General features: G+C 73.6%; 11 protein-coding genes. 4 read left to right on the top strand and 7 right to left on the bottom strand.

What is annotated here, in order from left to right; all coding sequences use genetic code 11:
• Positions 1-16 precede the first annotated feature (16 nt).
• Positions 17-979 (top strand): hypothetical protein, encoded by a 963-nt coding sequence (locus K1Y72_RS30165; RefSeq protein ID WP_220169901.1) that lies wholly within the window; start codon positions 17-19, stop codon positions 977-979.
• Between the two features lie 88 nt (positions 980-1067).
• Positions 1068-1583 (top strand): MarR family winged helix-turn-helix transcriptional regulator, encoded by a 516-nt coding sequence (locus tag K1Y72_RS30160; RefSeq protein WP_220169900.1) that lies wholly within the window; start codon positions 1068-1070, stop codon positions 1581-1583.
• 15 nt (positions 1584-1598) lie between these two features.
• On the opposite strand, the gene K1Y72_RS30155 is transcribed toward K1Y72_RS30160, so the two are convergent.
• Together K1Y72_RS30155 and rpsD are read right to left on the bottom strand one after the other, a co-directional pair.
• Positions 1599-2486: a TauD/TfdA dioxygenase family protein gene (locus K1Y72_RS30155; protein ID WP_220169899.1), complete on the bottom strand. Its 888-nt coding sequence runs from the start codon at positions 2484-2486 to the stop codon at positions 1599-1601.
• 114 nt (positions 2487-2600) lie between these two features.
• A complete protein-coding gene (gene rpsD, locus K1Y72_RS30150) occupies positions 2601-3206 on the bottom strand; it encodes a 30S ribosomal protein S4 (protein ID WP_220169898.1) in 606 nt (201 codons plus the stop codon).
• A gap of 69 nt (positions 3207-3275) precedes the next feature.
• On the opposite strand from rpsD, the gene K1Y72_RS37415 reads away from it, so the two are divergent.
• Complete coding sequence (locus tag K1Y72_RS37415) at positions 3276-4055, top strand: DUF2470 domain-containing protein (RefSeq protein ID WP_220169897.1); 780 nt, start codon at positions 3276-3278, stop codon at positions 4053-4055.
• A gap of 378 nt (positions 4056-4433) precedes the next feature.
• On the opposite strand, the gene K1Y72_RS30140 is transcribed toward K1Y72_RS37415, so the two are convergent.
• Positions 4434-5597 (bottom strand): DUF5925 domain-containing protein, encoded by a 1164-nt coding sequence (locus tag K1Y72_RS30140; RefSeq protein ID WP_220169896.1) that lies wholly within the window; start codon positions 5595-5597, stop codon positions 4434-4436.
• 42 nt (positions 5598-5639) lie between these two features.
• The gene (locus K1Y72_RS30135; protein WP_220169895.1) at positions 5640-6461 is read right to left on the bottom strand and encodes a lysophospholipid acyltransferase family protein; all 822 of its coding nucleotides are present in this window, start codon (positions 6459-6461) and stop codon (positions 5640-5642) included.
• 124 nt (positions 6462-6585) lie between these two features.
• Between K1Y72_RS30135 and K1Y72_RS30130 the strand changes: the two genes are divergently transcribed.
• On the top strand, positions 6586-7455 hold the full coding sequence (locus K1Y72_RS30130; RefSeq protein WP_220169894.1) for a hypothetical protein: 870 nt from the start codon (positions 6586-6588) through the stop codon (positions 7453-7455).
• A gap of 82 nt (positions 7456-7537) precedes the next feature.
• Here the strand turns inward: K1Y72_RS30130 and K1Y72_RS30125 are convergent, their stop codons facing one another.
• The 3 genes from K1Y72_RS30125 to K1Y72_RS30115 form a co-directional block, all read right to left on the bottom strand.
• Entirely contained in the window at positions 7538-9223 is a 1686-nt protein-coding gene (locus K1Y72_RS30125) for an MFS transporter (protein ID WP_220169893.1), read from the bottom strand.
• Positions 9224-9752: 529 nt separating this feature from the next.
• Positions 9753-10121, bottom strand: coding sequence for a hypothetical protein (locus tag K1Y72_RS30120; RefSeq protein ID WP_220169892.1), 369 nt, complete (start codon positions 10119-10121; stop codon positions 9753-9755).
• The gene (locus tag K1Y72_RS30115) at positions 10111-14433 is read right to left on the bottom strand and encodes an NACHT domain-containing protein (protein ID WP_220169891.1); all 4323 of its coding nucleotides are present in this window, start codon (positions 14431-14433) and stop codon (positions 10111-10113) included. The genes K1Y72_RS30120 and K1Y72_RS30115 overlap by 11 nt, the downstream gene beginning before the upstream one ends.
• Positions 14434-14495: the final 62 nt, after the last annotated feature.

Below are 14495 nucleotides of genomic sequence, written 5' to 3'. Positions count from 1 at the left end.
CCCGAGGAGTGCTGACGTGACAGCCAAGATCACCAAGGACGTCACCGGCGGCGAGGACGCCCCCGAGGAGGTCGCCGCGGAGCAGGGCGCGGCGGACGAGGAGACCCCCGCCCCCGCTCCCGCCGCGCGCAAGCGCAAGCGCCGGGTCCGGGTCATCGAGGTCATCGAGGACGACGACGAGGACCTCGACGACGTCCTGGAGGCGCTGGACGCCGAGGAGGCCGAGGACGAGGCCGAGGAGGAGCCCGCGCCCGCCCCGAGGCCCAAGCCGAAGCCCAGGGCCGCCGCGGTGAAGACCGCGCCGAAGCCCAAGCCGAAGCCGCGGATCGAGCCGACCCCCGAGCCCGCCGAGGACGACGAGGACGCCGATCCGCCCGCCCGGCGCCTCGTCCTCGGCATCCCGGCCGGGACCGCCGCCGCGCTGGTCGTCGCGCTCGCGGTGCTCGCCACCCTCGCCGTCTGGCAGTGGCGGACGGCGGCCGGCCTGCAGTCCGACAAGGACGACCGGGCCGCCGTCGCGAAGGTCGCCGCCGCCTACGGCGACATCGCGGCGACCTACAACGCCGCGAACTACCAGCAGCAGATGACCAAGGCCCAGCGGCTCATGGGCGGCGACCTGCTGGAGAAGTACAAGTCGACGACGGTGCCGAACCTGGCGAACGCCTTCAAGAGCAACCCGAACGCCGCGCTGACGTCCAAGACCGTCGCGGTCGCGGTCGGCGACGTGGACGGCCGGTTCGCGAGCGCCGTGGTGACGGTGGACATCTCCGGCACGAGCCAGCAGGGCACCAGCAAGGTCCCGGCGAACCTGATCCGGCTCGCCCTGGCCAAGATCGACGGCAAGTGGAAGGTCACCAAGCAGTACGCCTCGGGCGAGGACGACGCGACGCAGGCGCAGAACGCGAGCGGCGGCGCCGTCCCGGGCGTCTCGACGTCGCCGTCGGCGTCCCCGAGCGCCAAGGCGTCCCCGAAGAACTAGCGTGCATCGACCTGCGGGCGGCCCGCGCCACGGAAATGGTGCGGGCCGCCCGCGCGTTGTCGGGGCAGAGGCGCCGAGGGGGACGCAGATGGCCACGACCGACACGACCGCACCGGACGCCGGCCGGGCACGCCCGCCGGGCGCGGGCGGGCTGGATCCGCTGGTGCACGAGTTCGGCTCGCTGCTCGGCGCCGCGGCGCTGCTGGAACGGATCGCCGCGCGCGAGCTGGAGCGGCGCGCCGGCATCAAGCACGCCGTCTTCGAGGTGCTGCTGAGGCTGTCGGACCAGGGCTCGGGCTGCCCGACGATGGGGCGCCTCGCGGGCGAGCTGGTGCTGACGAGCGGCGGGATGACCCGCCTCGTCGACCGGATGGAGGAGGCGGGGCTGGTGCGCCGGCGGACCGGCGAGGACGACCGGCGGCGCCAGCGGGTCGAGCTGACGGACGCGGGGCGCGCCAAGCTGGACGAGGCGCTCCGCGTGCACGCCGAGACCCTCGCGCGGCACTTCGCCGGGCCGCTCGGCGAGGAGCGCCGCGGCGTCCTCGCCGAGTCCCTCGTCCTGCTCCGCGCCCACGCCAGGACCGAGCTGGGAGCCCTGCCCTGACGCGGCGGGTGCGGCCTACAGGTACCGGGCGGCGGCGGCCTCTTCGGGGGCGTCGGCGCCGGTCACGCCGTTCACGCCCTTCGGGACGCCGTTGTCGATCTCGGCGGGGGCGTTGATGGTGACGCGGTGCATCTTGCGGCGCTGGGTGTAGTCGGCGACGGCGTAGTGCTGGGTCGGCCGGTTGTCCCAGAAGGCGAGGGTGCCGACGCGCCACTTCAGGCGGACCTGGAACTGCGGGTCGCGGACGGCGTCGAACAGCAGCGGCAGCAGCGCCTCGTTCTCGCGGTTCGACAGGCCGACCAGGCGGGTGACCGAGCTGCGGTTGACGTAGAGCGCCTTCCGGCCGGTCTCGGGGTGGACGCGGACGACCGGGTGGATCGACGGCGGGTTCTTCTCCTGCATCGCGCGCAGGTCGAAGGCGTGGCCCTTGTCGTTCGCCTTGGAGATCGACATGGTCAGGTCGTGCTCGGCGTAGAGCTCGTCGGCGAGCCGCTGGAGCCAGGGCGCGAGCGATTCGTAGGCCAGGTACATGTTGGCCCAGAGGGTGTCACCGCCGACCTCGGGCAGGATGACGGCGCGCAGCAGCGAGCCCATCGGCGGGACGGGCTGGAAGGTGTTGTCGCTGTGCCACTGGTCGCCGCCCTCGCCCTTGGGGTCGGTCTGGTCCAGGACGTGGATGGCCGAGCCGGAGGTGTTCATCGCCGGCTGGTTCACGGTGCCGAACTGCTCGGCGAACGCCTGGTGCTCCCCGTCGCTGATGTGCTGGTCGCGGAAGAAGAGCACCTGGTGCTCCAGGAGGCCGTCCCGGATCGTCTGGATCTGCTCCGGGTCGGTCGGCTTGCTCAGGTCGATGCCCTCGACCTCGGCGCCGATGTTGCGGGTCACGGGGTGGAATTCGATCATGTCCTGCGGCCTCCATCGGGTCCGTCAGCCAAGCGAGCGCTAGGTTGATACTAACCGATGGAGGCGGACACCTGTCCAGAGGCCGCCGGGACCGTTCCGGGGGCCGGCCCCCGATCAGCGCGAGTAGTGCTCGACGACGAGCTGCTCGTCGCAGATCACCGGGATCTCCTTGCGCTCGGGCAGCCGGACGAACTGCGCCGCGAAGGCGTCGTGGCGCACCTCCAGGTACGGCGGCACGTTCTCGGCGTGCGCGCCGGTCGCGGCCACCTGGAACGGCGCCATCGGCCGGGACCGCTCGGCGATCGTGATCACGTCGCCGGGGCGCAGCCGGTAGGACGGCCGGTCCACCCGCTGCCCGTTCACCAGCACGTGGCGGTGCACGACGAACTGGCGGGCCTGGTAGATCGTGCGGGCGAAGCCGGCGCGCAGCACCAGCGCGTCGAGGCGGCGCTCCAGGTCGACCAGCAGCGCCTCGCCGGTCTTGCCCTCGTGCTTGGCCGCCTTGGCGAAGGCGTTGCGGAGCTGGACCTCGCGGATGTTGTACTGCGCGCGCAGCCGCTGCTTCTCGCGGAGCCGCACCTTGTAGTCGGACTCGGTCTTGCGGGACCGGCCGTGCTCGCCGGGCGGGTAGGGGCGCGCCTCGAAGTACTTCACGCTCTTCGGGGTCAGCGGGATGCCGAGGGCCCGGGAGAGCCGGACCTTGGGGCGGGAGTTGTTCACGATGCTCCTTGGTGGTTAGGTGATCCTAAGTTAGGTTAGCCTAACCTACGAGTTCAAGGAGGGGTCCGGGTGGACGACCAGACGAGGCGGCCCACCGCCGCCGAACGCGCACGCACGCTCGCCTACGGGGTCGCCGACGGCGTCCTCGCCGCCCCGGGCGTGCCCTACGCCCCGGTCACCGCGCACATCACCGACGAGCACGGCGTCCCGCTGCTGCTCATGCCGGCCGCCTCGCCGATCGCCGCCGCCCTCGCCGGCGCCGGCGACGACCTGACCGCCACCCTCCGCCTCAGCGACGTCGCGCCCGTCGCCCTGCCCGACCGGGTCCGCGGCCGGGCCTGGCTGCACGGCTGGGTCTCCCGGCTCCCCGAGGACGAGATCCGCGGCGCCGCGCTCACCCTGTCGCGCCTGCACCCGCGCCCCGAGCTGCTCGACCTCGCGGCCGGCGACGGCGACTGGACGATCCTCGCCATGGACGTCGCGCAGATCGAGGTCGAGGACGCCTGGGGCAGCGCGACCCTGGAGCCCGAGGAGTACGCGCTCGCGCTGCCCGACCCGTTCGTCGCGATCGAGGCCGGCATCCTGTCCCACCTGGACTCCGCGCACCGCGGCGAGCTGCGCGGCCTGCTCGCCGGCCTGCCCTGCGCCGCGCGCGCCACGTCCGTCCGCCCCCTCGGCCTGGACCGCCACGGCCTCTGGCTGCGCTGCGAGCTGCCGGACGGGGAGGCGGGCGCCGCGGCGGGCGAGCCCCTCGACCTCCGCGTCGCCTTCGCCGAGCCCGTCCGCGACCTCGCCGGGCTCCGCTGCGTGTACCGGCGCCTGTTCGGCGCCGCCGTCCCCCGCCCCTAGGCCCCCGCCCCTAGGTATGGGGCCGCGCCGGATCCGTGGCGTTTCTCGGGGTTTCCCCGGATGTCCGCGCCCCCGCTCCGGGGGGATGCTTCTCTCATGGCCGGACGGGACCGGCCGCCGGGCTCGTCCTCGCGGGGTGGACGGGACGGGCGGCGGTCCCCGAAGGCCGTCACCGGAACCGTGCGCCCTCGGGGGACGCGCGGCACCGGACCGCACCGGACGCGGCGGGGGCCGCGACCGGACCGGGGGACCGGGGGAAACCGGGGGAAACCGGGGGACCGGAGGGCCGGGGGGCCTCCGGACGAACGGGGGAAGGGCCGCAGGCGGCGGGGGCCGCCGGCGGCCCCGAGCCTTTTCCGGGGCCTTCCGGCGGCGCGCCTAGAGGTAGAAGCCCGTCGCGGTGGCGGGGGAGCCCGCGGACGCGATGCGCCCCTCGCCCTTGCGGAGGGCCGCCAGCTCGGCCAGCGTCGCGCCGTCCGGGCCGATCGAGGCGGCGCCCTCGTGCCCGGAGCCGAGCCAGCCGGTGGCCTCGGCGCGGGTGAGCGGCCCCACCTCGATCTGCGCGAGGCAGCGGCCGGGCCGCACCACGGCCGGGTGCAGGCGCGACAGGTGCTCGTTCGTGGTGATCGCCACCAGCACGTCGCGGCCCTGCCCGAGCATCCCGTCGCTCAGGTTGAGCAGCCGGGACAGGCCCTGCCCGGTGGACGCCTTGGCCTCCGAGCGGATCAGCTCGTCGCAGTCCTCCAGGATGAGCAGCCGCCAGCGGCGCTCCTCGTCCCCGTCGTCGTCGGTGCCGACGGCGACCGTCATCAGGTAGGCGGGGTCGCCGAACAGCGCCTCGGGGTCGAGCACGCAGTCGGCCTGGCACCAGTCCCGCCAGGCGCGGGCGAGGGCCCGCAGGGCGGTGGTCTTGCCGGTGCCGGGCGGCCCGTGCAGCAGCAGGATGCGCCCGTCCACGGCCGCGGGGGACAGCGCCATCACGCGGTCGAGGGCCGCGGCGACGGGCGCGGTGTAGTTGCCGCGGATGTCGGTCCAGACGTCGGTGCCGATGGTCCGCTCGCGCCGGCTGGGACCGTGCCGGCCGACGTGCCAGAACCCCATCTCGACGCTGCCGTCGTCCTCCTTGGGCGGCTCGGCGGCGTCGCGGACGCTCTCGGCGAGGACCCGCTCGGCGAGCGCGTCGTCGACCGCCGACACCGCCAGGTAGGCGCCGCCCTCCTTCCACCGGTTGACGAGCAGCGTCCAGCCGTCGCCCTCCAGCAGCACCGACTCCTTGCCCTTCTCGCGGGCGGTGCGCAGCACCCGGCCGTCGGCGGGGCGGAGCGGCGCGTCCTCGCGGACCCGGTCCAGGCGGGTGGAGCGCGACCAGGGCTGCTCCCCGGAGGCGAACGGGCGGAGCGACAGCACGTCCATGACGTCCGCCGGGGAGTTGCCGTCGTTGAGGTTGAGCACGACGGGCAGCGTGAGGTCGGCCCCCGAGGCCGTCGCGGGCTCGGGCGCCTCCACCAGATGCAGGAACTCCTGCGACCTCTGTGACGTCATGCCACCGATGGTCGGCGCCCGGACCCGCCCGCGTCCAACGAATTACCCGGCGGCCGCGTCCTTGCCCTCGGCGGCGTCCTTGTTCGCGCCCTCGGCGGCGGCCTCGCGGGCGGCGCGGCGGGCGGCGCGCTCCTCCGACTCCCGCCGGTCGAGCTCGGCGGCCTCGGCGGGGGTGGGGGCGCTGCCGCCGAGGTAGGCCGGCTGCCACCAGTCCTCGCCGGGCTTCGGGATCTCGGGGTACTCGCGCTGGGCCTTCTCGGCGAGCTCGGCGAGCCGCGCGTGCAGCTCCTCGGTCACCTTGTCGTAGTCGTCGCCGCGCTTCGGGTACATCGGCTCGCCGACGAGGATCGTCACCGGGACGTTGCGCTGGAGCAGGCGCCGCTTGCGGCCCTTGGTCCACAGGCGCTGCGGGCCCCAGATGGTGATGGGGACGAGCGGGACCTTGCCGGCCACCGCCATCCGCACCGCGCCGCTCTTGATGTCCTTGACCTCGAACGACCGGCTGATCGTCGCCTCGGCGAACACGCCGATGATCTCGCCGTCCTTCAGGGCCTTCAGCGCCGCCTTGTAGGAGGAGGCGCCCGCCTCGCGGTCCACCGGGATGTGGTGCATCCCGCGCATCAGCGGGCCGGCGACCCTGTTGTCGAAGATCTCCTTCTTGGCCATGAAGCGGACGAGCCGCCCCGCCGGGTGAGCGGCGAGGCCCGCGAAGATGAAGTCGAGGTAGCTCACGTGATTGCTCACGAGCACCGCGCCGCCGGTGCGCGGGATACGCTCGGTGCCCTCGACGCGGAACGTGATGTTCAGCGCCTTGAACAGGGCCAGCGCGGTCTTGATCACCGGCGGGTACACGATTTCGGACATGGATGCACCGTACTTGAGCCGAACATGATCAGCGAGTCGCCCATACTCCGCGATAGATCACACAGCGGGGCGGAACTCTGAGAGGGTTGGGCAGTGACGCCGAGCGTGGGGAGGGGATGAAGCGATGGCCAGGGAACCGCTGGACGTGGCGGGCGACGTGCACGCGCTCGTCCGCGGCCTGATCCCGGTGCTGTCGCCCGAGGCGTGGTTCGACGGCGGGACCTCCGAGCTGGTCCTGCCGGTCGGCCGGTCCGAGGCGCGCGCCTCGACCTGGACGGTGCTGGAGCGCTGCGCCCGGGTCGATCCGGTGGCCTGGCCCGGCGTGGTGGAGGGGTGGGTCCGCGAGGTCGCCGACCGCGCGGTCCTCGCCGTCGGCGAGATGGAGCTGTTCGGGGACGTGCGCGAGCTGCTGCGCCTCCGCATCGTGCCGAAGCTCGCCCCGCGCGACCGCGAGGGCCTCGTCGTCGTCCCGGCGGGCGACCACTTCGACGCGATGGTGATGATCGAGCACCCGCGCTACGGCGGCCCGCTCACCCGGGCCCGCGCCGGGCTGCTCGGCCTCCGCAAGCTCGGCTACGTCATGACCAACACCCACGACCGCGAGCTCGCCGACGTGCAGGTCCACGACCAGCCGCTGCTGCCGGGCCGGGACGTGCGGGTGGTGACCAAGCCGGGCAGCCGGTACGTGTCCGCGCTGCTCAGCGAGGTCGACCAGTTCCTGCCGGCGGGCACCGGCGAGCACGGCGCGCTGGTCGGCGTCCCCTGCCACAGCACCCTGCTGCTGTACCCGATCACCGGCCGGGGCGTCCGCGAGGTGCTGCCGGTGTTCGCCGAGGTCGTCGCCGAGATGCACGAGGCCGCCGAGGACCCCTGCGCGCGCGGCGTCTACTGGAGCCACGGCGCGCGGCGCCTCACGCCGCTCGCCCCCGACGCGGCCGGCCGGCGCACCGGCGAGTTCGCCTCGCTGCTGCGGCGCCTGCCCGAGGACGGCTGAGCGCTCTTTCCCCTGGACGAAGGAGGCCCGGCGCCGCGGGTGCGGCGGCCGGGCCTCGATCAGGTGCCGGGGAGTCCCGCTCCTAGGACTTCAGGGCGGCGATCTCCCGGTCGATGGCCTGCTGGTGCTCGGCGGCGTCCTCGCGGGCGCGCTTCGGGCTCCACCGGCCGGTCAGCAGGAAGATGAACGGCAGGAAGACGACCTGGCCGCCCAGGCAGACCCACCACCACTTCTGCCACTGCTTCGGGCCGTCCTTGCTGGCCTTGGTGACCTCCGCGCCGTGCTCCTTGAGGATCTTCAGCTGCGGCCCGGCCTTCTGCACGATCGCCAGGTTCGGCAGGCCGACCTCCTGCGCGGCGCGCGCCTTGACCTCGGCCGGCGCCTGGCCGGCCGGGTACTTGGCCAGCTCCGCGAAGATCGCCGGGTGCTGCGCGGTGATCTTCAGGGCGGGGGCGGCCTCGGCGGCGGCCTCCTTCACCTCGTGGCCGTGCTCGACCAGCGGCGTCACCGACGTCACCACGACCGGGACGAACGCCGCCGACACCGCGACGACGACGCGCAGGATCCAGCCCCACACCGCGAGGCCGGTCGCGGTCGCGGCCGGGTTGTGCTTCTCCACGGTCTCGGTGAAGCCCGCCATCCACGGCGCGTAGGTGATGCCGCCGAAGACGCCGATGGCGAGGAACAGCCACGCGAAGGTGTAGTAGTCGGTCTTCGGCTCGGTCGCCAGCGACGCGAAGATGCCGGTGCAGACGATCGAGCCGATGCCGCCGACGACCATGAAGGGCTTGCGGACCTTCAGCCGGTCCGACAGCAGGCCGGTGATGACGAGGGCGATCGCGTTCGCCGCCCAGTACCAGTTGGCGAGGCCGTTGGTGCGCTGCTCGGAGTAGCCGAAGGTCGAGGAGAAGTAGATGACCAGGTTGCCGACGGCGGCGTAGTAGAGCAGCAGGTAGACGCTGATCGCGAAGGCCGACCCGACGACGTCCAGGCGCAGCATCTGCCGCCAGTGGCCGGAGAGCTGCGCCTCGGTGTCCAGGCCGCGGGCGCGGGCCTCCACCAGCGCCCGGTCGCGCAGCGACACCATCACCTGGTCGCGCAGGCCGGGCGACAGCTCGCGCAGCCCGACCAGCGCGACGACGAAGACGACGAGGGCGGCGACGCCCGAGTAGGTGAGCTCGTCCTGCCAGCTGGAGGTGTCCAGCGTCGCGCTCGTCACCGTCGTGACGACCAGGCTGCCGATCACCGGTCCCATCGTCCAGTAGCCCATCGCGGTGGCCCGGCCGAGCTGCGGCGAGAAGTCGCGGATCAGCGCCGGGGTCGCGACCAGCACGATGCCCTCGATGAAGCTGAGCACCGCGAACAGCACCAGGAAGGTGGTCTTGTCCGGCGAGTGCGGCAGGATCAGCACGATGATCCCGGCGATCAGCAGGCCGTACACCACCATGTTGGCGCGGCCCCACCGGTCGGCGAGGCCGGCGAGCAGCGAGGCGAACGCGCCGATCGCGTTGCCGACCACCGACATGCCGATGAAGTAGGCGAACGTCATGTCGTAGTGCGCCATGATCGACGTCGCCACGGCGTACTGGATGTAGAGCAGGTAGTAGAGCACGATCGTGGTCGCCACCACGATGGCCAGGTACACGTAGCGCGGTCCCGAGGCGGGATAGTGCGCCAGATCGCGGCGCCAGAGCCGGGCGAGCCCGGACGGCGCGGCGGCGTCACCGGACGCGGCGACGCCGTCGTCGGTGGACGAGGATACGGACATGGGACAGACTCCTCCGGGCGCTCGGAACCCCTGACAACTCCAGGTGCGGGGCGGCCGGGCGCCCGCAGGCGCTCCGGACCGTCCCGGCGACGTGCTCGGCTCGGCCGCGCAGGGGCGTGCGGGCGGGGTGGTGCCCGGTGCCCGCGGCCGGCCGGCCGGGGCGGATGGCCCGGCCGCAGGTGGCCCCTGCTGACGTCATCGGTCGCTCCTCGGCCACGGCTCGCCGTGGCCCCAAGGCGCAGCCCGCTGCTGCGTCGTGCCGCAAAAGTAATGCCGGTCACAGCCGATGGCAATGCATTCCAGAGGCGAATACCGACCAGACGGTATGGAGTCGTGGCGGACCCCGGTCACCGTTGTGGCAGGCCACAGTCCCGCCATACCGGGTGGTCGGTACGGCCAAATGATCGTTAGTGTGCGCAGGACGTCCGCCCGCGGCGCCCGAGCGCGACCGTCGGGCAACGGTCATCTCACCCTGCCGGCGCCGGCGGAGGAGCGCCCCCGGCGGCCGTGGACCGGAGGACGAAGGACTTCAGCCGCCTGCGGCGGCGTCGGCGGTACGCGCGTTCGACGCCCTGACAATGGCGTTCGTCGCCTGTAGCGCCGCCTGGGCGCAGCCGAGGACCCAGATCGCGTGAATGTAGGGGAGCCGCCCGTACAGGTCGGCGACGTCGATGCCCCGCTCGTTGGTGGACCGTTCGATCTCCTCGTAGGGCAGGAGCTCCAGCAGCCGGTTCTCCAGGGCCCGGTCCCGCGCGCGGATCACCTGAGCGGTGTAGTGCTCAACATCGACGTTCGCCAGGCCCGCGTCCCGGATCGCCAGGTCGATCTGCGTGCCGACCTCCATCGTGAGGGCGCAGCGGGCGAGCGCGGGGGGCGGCAGCAGTCCGTCAAGATCCATGTTCGTCCCCTTCCGGGAGGGGGCCGGCCGGACGTCGCAGGGCGCGGCGCCTCTCCCAGCGCTCCACCTGCGGGTAGTCGTGCACCTGGAGCGCCGCCCGGCGGCCGAGCTCGATGATGTAGAGCGCGATGTCCGCACCGTCGCGCAGCGTCTGCGGATCGTCCATGTCCCACAGCCAGGCGGCCCCATCGTTCCGGCCGAGCCGGTGGTAGGCGTCGCCGATCCGGTTCGCGGCCGCGGGGTCGTCGCGCATCAGGTGGAGCAGCATCCGGTTGGCGACGTTCACGCCGTAGGGCCTTCTGAAGAGTGCTGCGGCCCGCTCCAGAGCGGTCAGCGCCGCGTCCGGATCCACCGGCATCAAGCAGAAGCCCAGGTTGTTCACCAGCCGCGGGTCGCCGGGGCTCTCTTCGACGGCGCTCTCGTACACCCCGATCGCGACCTCGGGACGCCCCGCCATGAGCTGGCGCGAGGCGATGCGGATCAGCATCTCCGACCACTTCGGCGCGGCGCGCTGCTCGGGCGCGTTCCGGTCGATGCGGGGCCAGCGTTCGGCCAGGTCGTCGGCACGATTCAGCGCGACCGTGCGGGCCTCGGCGATTCGGCGCCGGACGCCGGCGGTGGCGGCGAGGGCGCCGACCGTGGCGAGCAGGGCCGCGGTCCGGCGGCAGCCCGCCCACGAGACGACCTCGTCGAACGCCTCCGGGCCCGCGAGCCCGGCGGCCATGCGGAGGCCCGCCACCTCGGCCTCGGTGCGCAGCATCCAGCCGGGCAGCCGGCCGATCCCGTCCGCGACCTTGGGGAAGGCCATGGCGGCGGCGTTCAGCCAGCTACCCAAGATCACGCCGCTGAAGGTCCGGGCCTGGTCGGGTATCTCCTTCAGGTAGTCGTTGACCTGGTGGTGCGCCGTGTACGCCCGGCCGCGCGAGACGCAGCCCGCGGCGTACAGCACGGTCGCCGCGACGGTGGTCGGCGGCTTCCCTTCCAGCAGCCGCGCGCCGAACGAGGCCAGGGCCTTGGCCGCCGCGTCGTCGAACTCGTCGGCCAGCAGCGCGGCCTCGGCTCGGGCGTCCAGTTCCGCGGAGCCGAACGACGAGCCCATGTCGGCGATCTCCCCGTACCGGTCGGGCCACTGCGACCGCAGCCGCAGGAGCCTGCTGTAGGCGGTCGCGTCGTCGGCCTCGCGCAGCCGGTCGTCCACGCGGACGGCGATGGCGGGCAGGGCGTCGATCCAGTGGGTGACGTCCTCGGTGCTGAGCAGATGCGTCAGCTTGGTCGCGGTGGTCCTGACCGCGCCCCGGTCGGGGAGGGATCGTCGTCGCGTCCGGAGGAAGGCGTACTTGACGATCGGCGGCAGACCCCCTGCCAGCACCTCCTCCAGGCTCGGCGCCGCCTCCCCGCCCGGATCCTCGGCGGGCACCACGCCGTCGTCGGCCGGCGGAGGCGTGCGCGCGGCCGTCGTCTCCTCGCGGACGGTGTGCTCGTACTGGGCCTTGGCGACCGGGCCGAGGTCGCCGGCGGCGAGCGCGCCGCGGAGCGCGCCGGCGAGCCGGTCGGGCAACTCGGCGACCTCGCGGATGAGGAACTCGGCGATCTGCAGGTTGTCGCGCGGAGTCACCTGCTCGGTCAGCGCGTGCCACACGGCGGTCGCGGCCCGGTCCGGCGCGGCCGCCACGAGCCGCGCCAGCCGGTCCCGCAGGACGGGCGGTTGCCCGGCCGCGAGGACGAATCGGCCGCAGGTGACCATGAGCGGATCGTCCTCCGCGCGGGCACGCGCCGTCTCGACGGCCTGCGCGAGCCGGTCGACCACCGGGTTGGCGGGCAGCGCCTCCACCAGGAGCGGGGCCGCACCGGCGAGCGTGCCGTCGGAGTCGAGCAGCGCGCGGCAATACGGGTCGGCGATCGTGCAGAGGCCGCGTCCGGTACCGGGAGCGAAGGCGCCGGCGTGCTCGGCCTGCGCCAGCCGCTCGGCGAGCAGCCGCCGCGGCTCCTGTGACGGCTCGGCGTCGCTGGAGAGCAACAGCCGCGCGGCCCCAGGGGCGTCGAACAGCCGCAGTGCGGAGTAGGCCGCGGTGGTGCGCACCGACGGGATAACGGTGGCATCGGCGGCCAGCTCTTCCAGCGCCCCGAGCGCCGCGGCGGTGCCGGTGTCGGCGAGGGCGTCGACGGCCGCCTTGCGCTCGGCGAGCGTGAAGTCGGCCGAGCGGGCGCAGCCGGTGAGGACGTCCAGCGAACGGTCCGGCGCACCGCTCGCGATCGTTCGGAGGGCGGCGATGACGACGTGGGTCGGCACGGCCGGATGGACGAGGCCGCGGACCATGGCTCCGGTCTCGTCGTCGCGCAGCGCCGACAACAGCGCCGCGCTGCGGCCGCGGTCGACCGGATCGGCCGAGCCGAGCAGGATGAGCAGTTCGTCCCGCACGGCCGTGTACTGCCGCCACTCCACCCGGCCGGCGACCGTGGGCAGGATCCGGCCGGCGGCGAAGCGCGCCGCGTTCAGCGGATCGTCCCCGAACCGGCTCTGCAACGCGAGGACGACTTCACCGGGATCATCGACGAGCGAGCCGACGTGGCCGAGTACCTGTTCCCACTCGGGCTGCGTCCAGAGGCGCCCGACCCGCTCGGTCCAGCCTCCGTTCCGGGCGAGGGCGCGCGCGAGCAGGTAGTCGCGCACCGTGCCGTGCAGGAACACCAGGCGCGTCTGGTGGCCGACGCTCGCCTTGTGCACGATGCCGGTGCCGACGAGGTCGTCCACGACGGTGGCGTGCGCGGTCGTCCTGGCCAGCTCCGCCCAATCGGGCCGGTGGCGCAAGGCGTCGGTCACTGCCGCGACCTCGACGGAGTCCAGCAGGCCCGCACCGTCTTGGAACAGCACGGCCACCTCCTCCAACAGGCGCTTGCGGAGCCGGACGATCTCGCTGGTCGGCGCCTGCTCGGCGTATCGACCCTCCTCGGCGGCGAGCCGGTCCAGCGCGCGCTGCCACAGCTCGTGCTCGGTCTCCGGGAACGGCTGCTCGGCGGGATCGTCGGCGACCGCGCAGAACAGCGCGATCAGTAGCGGACGCCGCAGGATCTCCAGGTTGCGGGCGGCGACCCGGCGCTCCACCGGCCGGGCCGACTCGGGGGAGGCGTGGAACCAGCAGCGGATGAACTGGCGCTGCTCGCGCTCGGCGAAGTCCTTCAGCTCGCAGGCCGCCGCGAGTCGTACCAAGCGGTGCTGCGGCAGCGCCGCCGGCCGCGAGGTGAGGACGAACCGGCCGTGCTCGGGATGCAGCAGCTGGAGGATCTCGCTCAGCCGCTCCAGCAGCCGGGGCCGCTCCTGCCGGATCTCGTCGTAGCCGTCGATCAGCAGCTCGGCCGGGGCACGCTCGCGCAGCAGCGCGGCGACTGCGGCCGCCGCGTCCGGGGCGGCGGTGACCTCGTCGGGCAGTGCGGTCGCGAGCAGGGACGCGAGCGCGGCGCGGTCGCCAGGCGGAGGGGGCGCCGCCGCCAGCAGCTCTTCCAGCCGGGGCGCGTACAGCAGGACCGGGACGGGACCGCGCAGGCCCCGGTCCAGCCGGTCGTCGATCAGCCGCAGGGCGCGGCCCCGCACCGCCCAGCTCTTGCCCGAGCCGGCGTCGCCGAGCAGCACCAAGCGCCGGTACTGCTGGAGGGCGGTCGCCCAGGCGAGCCGACGCGGGCCGCCCGCCTCCTCGCGGGTGCGGTCGTGGTCGCTCGCCGGGTCCCCGGCCGGCACGGCGCCCTCGGCGCCGGGCGGGGTCACGGTGACCTCTTGGAGGATGTCGGTGAAGCGCAGCCCCGCAGGGAACCAGGACGGCAACTCGGCGCAGTGGGCGCGCAGGAGGCGCAGGTAGGAGGCGAGTCCGTCGTCCTCGGCGGGGCCGGTGGCCAGAGGCCCGCCGAGTGCGATCCACTCGCTGATCCGCTCGGCGGCCGCGGTCATCCATCGGCTGCCGGTGGACTTGTTCAACTGCTCGCCGTGCGGACGGGACCGGTTGAGCTCCGTCACCGCGTCGGCGATCGACAGGCCGGCAAGGACGCCGTACACGACGCGGCTCTGCGAAAGGCTGAGGCCGACGCGCTCGGCGAGCTCGTTCCGGTCGACGGGGAGTGCTGCACGCAGTGAGGTGCGGATCCGCTCGACGGCCGGGCCGGTGGCGAAATCGTCGCCGAGCCCGGCGAGCGCCTCGCCGATCAGCGGGAACCGCCGCGCCTTCGCAAGCGCGGAGCCGAGCGCGACGGGATCGGTATCCTTACGCAGCGCCGCAGCCACCACGGTTTCCAGGTTCTTGTCCGGCCGACCGCTCGTCGCCATGTCAGCAACATAACCCGCCAAAGCACCCACGGTTGCGGAAATGCAGCGGAACGCAGCGCCTA

It is taken from the genome of Actinomadura parmotrematis (assembly GCF_019458805.1).
Taxonomy (GTDB): domain Bacteria; phylum Actinomycetota; class Actinomycetes; order Streptosporangiales; family Streptosporangiaceae; genus Spirillospora; species Spirillospora parmotrematis.
The sequence above is the reverse complement of the archived record's forward strand: the minus strand, read 5'-3'. Positions and strand labels throughout refer to the sequence as shown.

Excerpts from the sequence above, each read along its gene's own strand:
- K1Y72_RS30160 (WP_220169900.1), top strand. The coding sequence starts at position 1,068 with ATGGCCACGACCGACACGACCGCACCGGACGCCGGCCGGGCACGCCCG.
- K1Y72_RS30155 (WP_220169899.1), bottom strand. The coding sequence starts at position 2,486 with ATGATCGAATTCCACCCCGTGACCCGCAACATCGGCGCCGAGGTCGAG.
- K1Y72_RS30140 (WP_220169896.1), bottom strand. The coding sequence starts at position 5,597 with ATGACGTCACAGAGGTCGCAGGAGTTCCTGCATCTGGTGGAGGCGCCC.
- K1Y72_RS30135 (WP_220169895.1), bottom strand. The coding sequence starts at position 6,461 with ATGTCCGAAATCGTGTACCCGCCGGTGATCAAGACCGCGCTGGCCCTG.
- K1Y72_RS30130 (WP_220169894.1), top strand. The coding sequence starts at position 6,586 with ATGGCCAGGGAACCGCTGGACGTGGCGGGCGACGTGCACGCGCTCGTC.
- K1Y72_RS30125 (WP_220169893.1), bottom strand. The coding sequence starts at position 9,223 with ATGTCCGTATCCTCGTCCACCGACGACGGCGTCGCCGCGTCCGGTGAC.
- K1Y72_RS30120 (WP_220169892.1), bottom strand. The coding sequence starts at position 10,121 with ATGGATCTTGACGGACTGCTGCCGCCCCCCGCGCTCGCCCGCTGCGCC.
- K1Y72_RS30115 (WP_220169891.1), bottom strand. The coding sequence starts at position 14,433 with ATGGCGACGAGCGGTCGGCCGGACAAGAACCTGGAAACCGTGGTGGCT.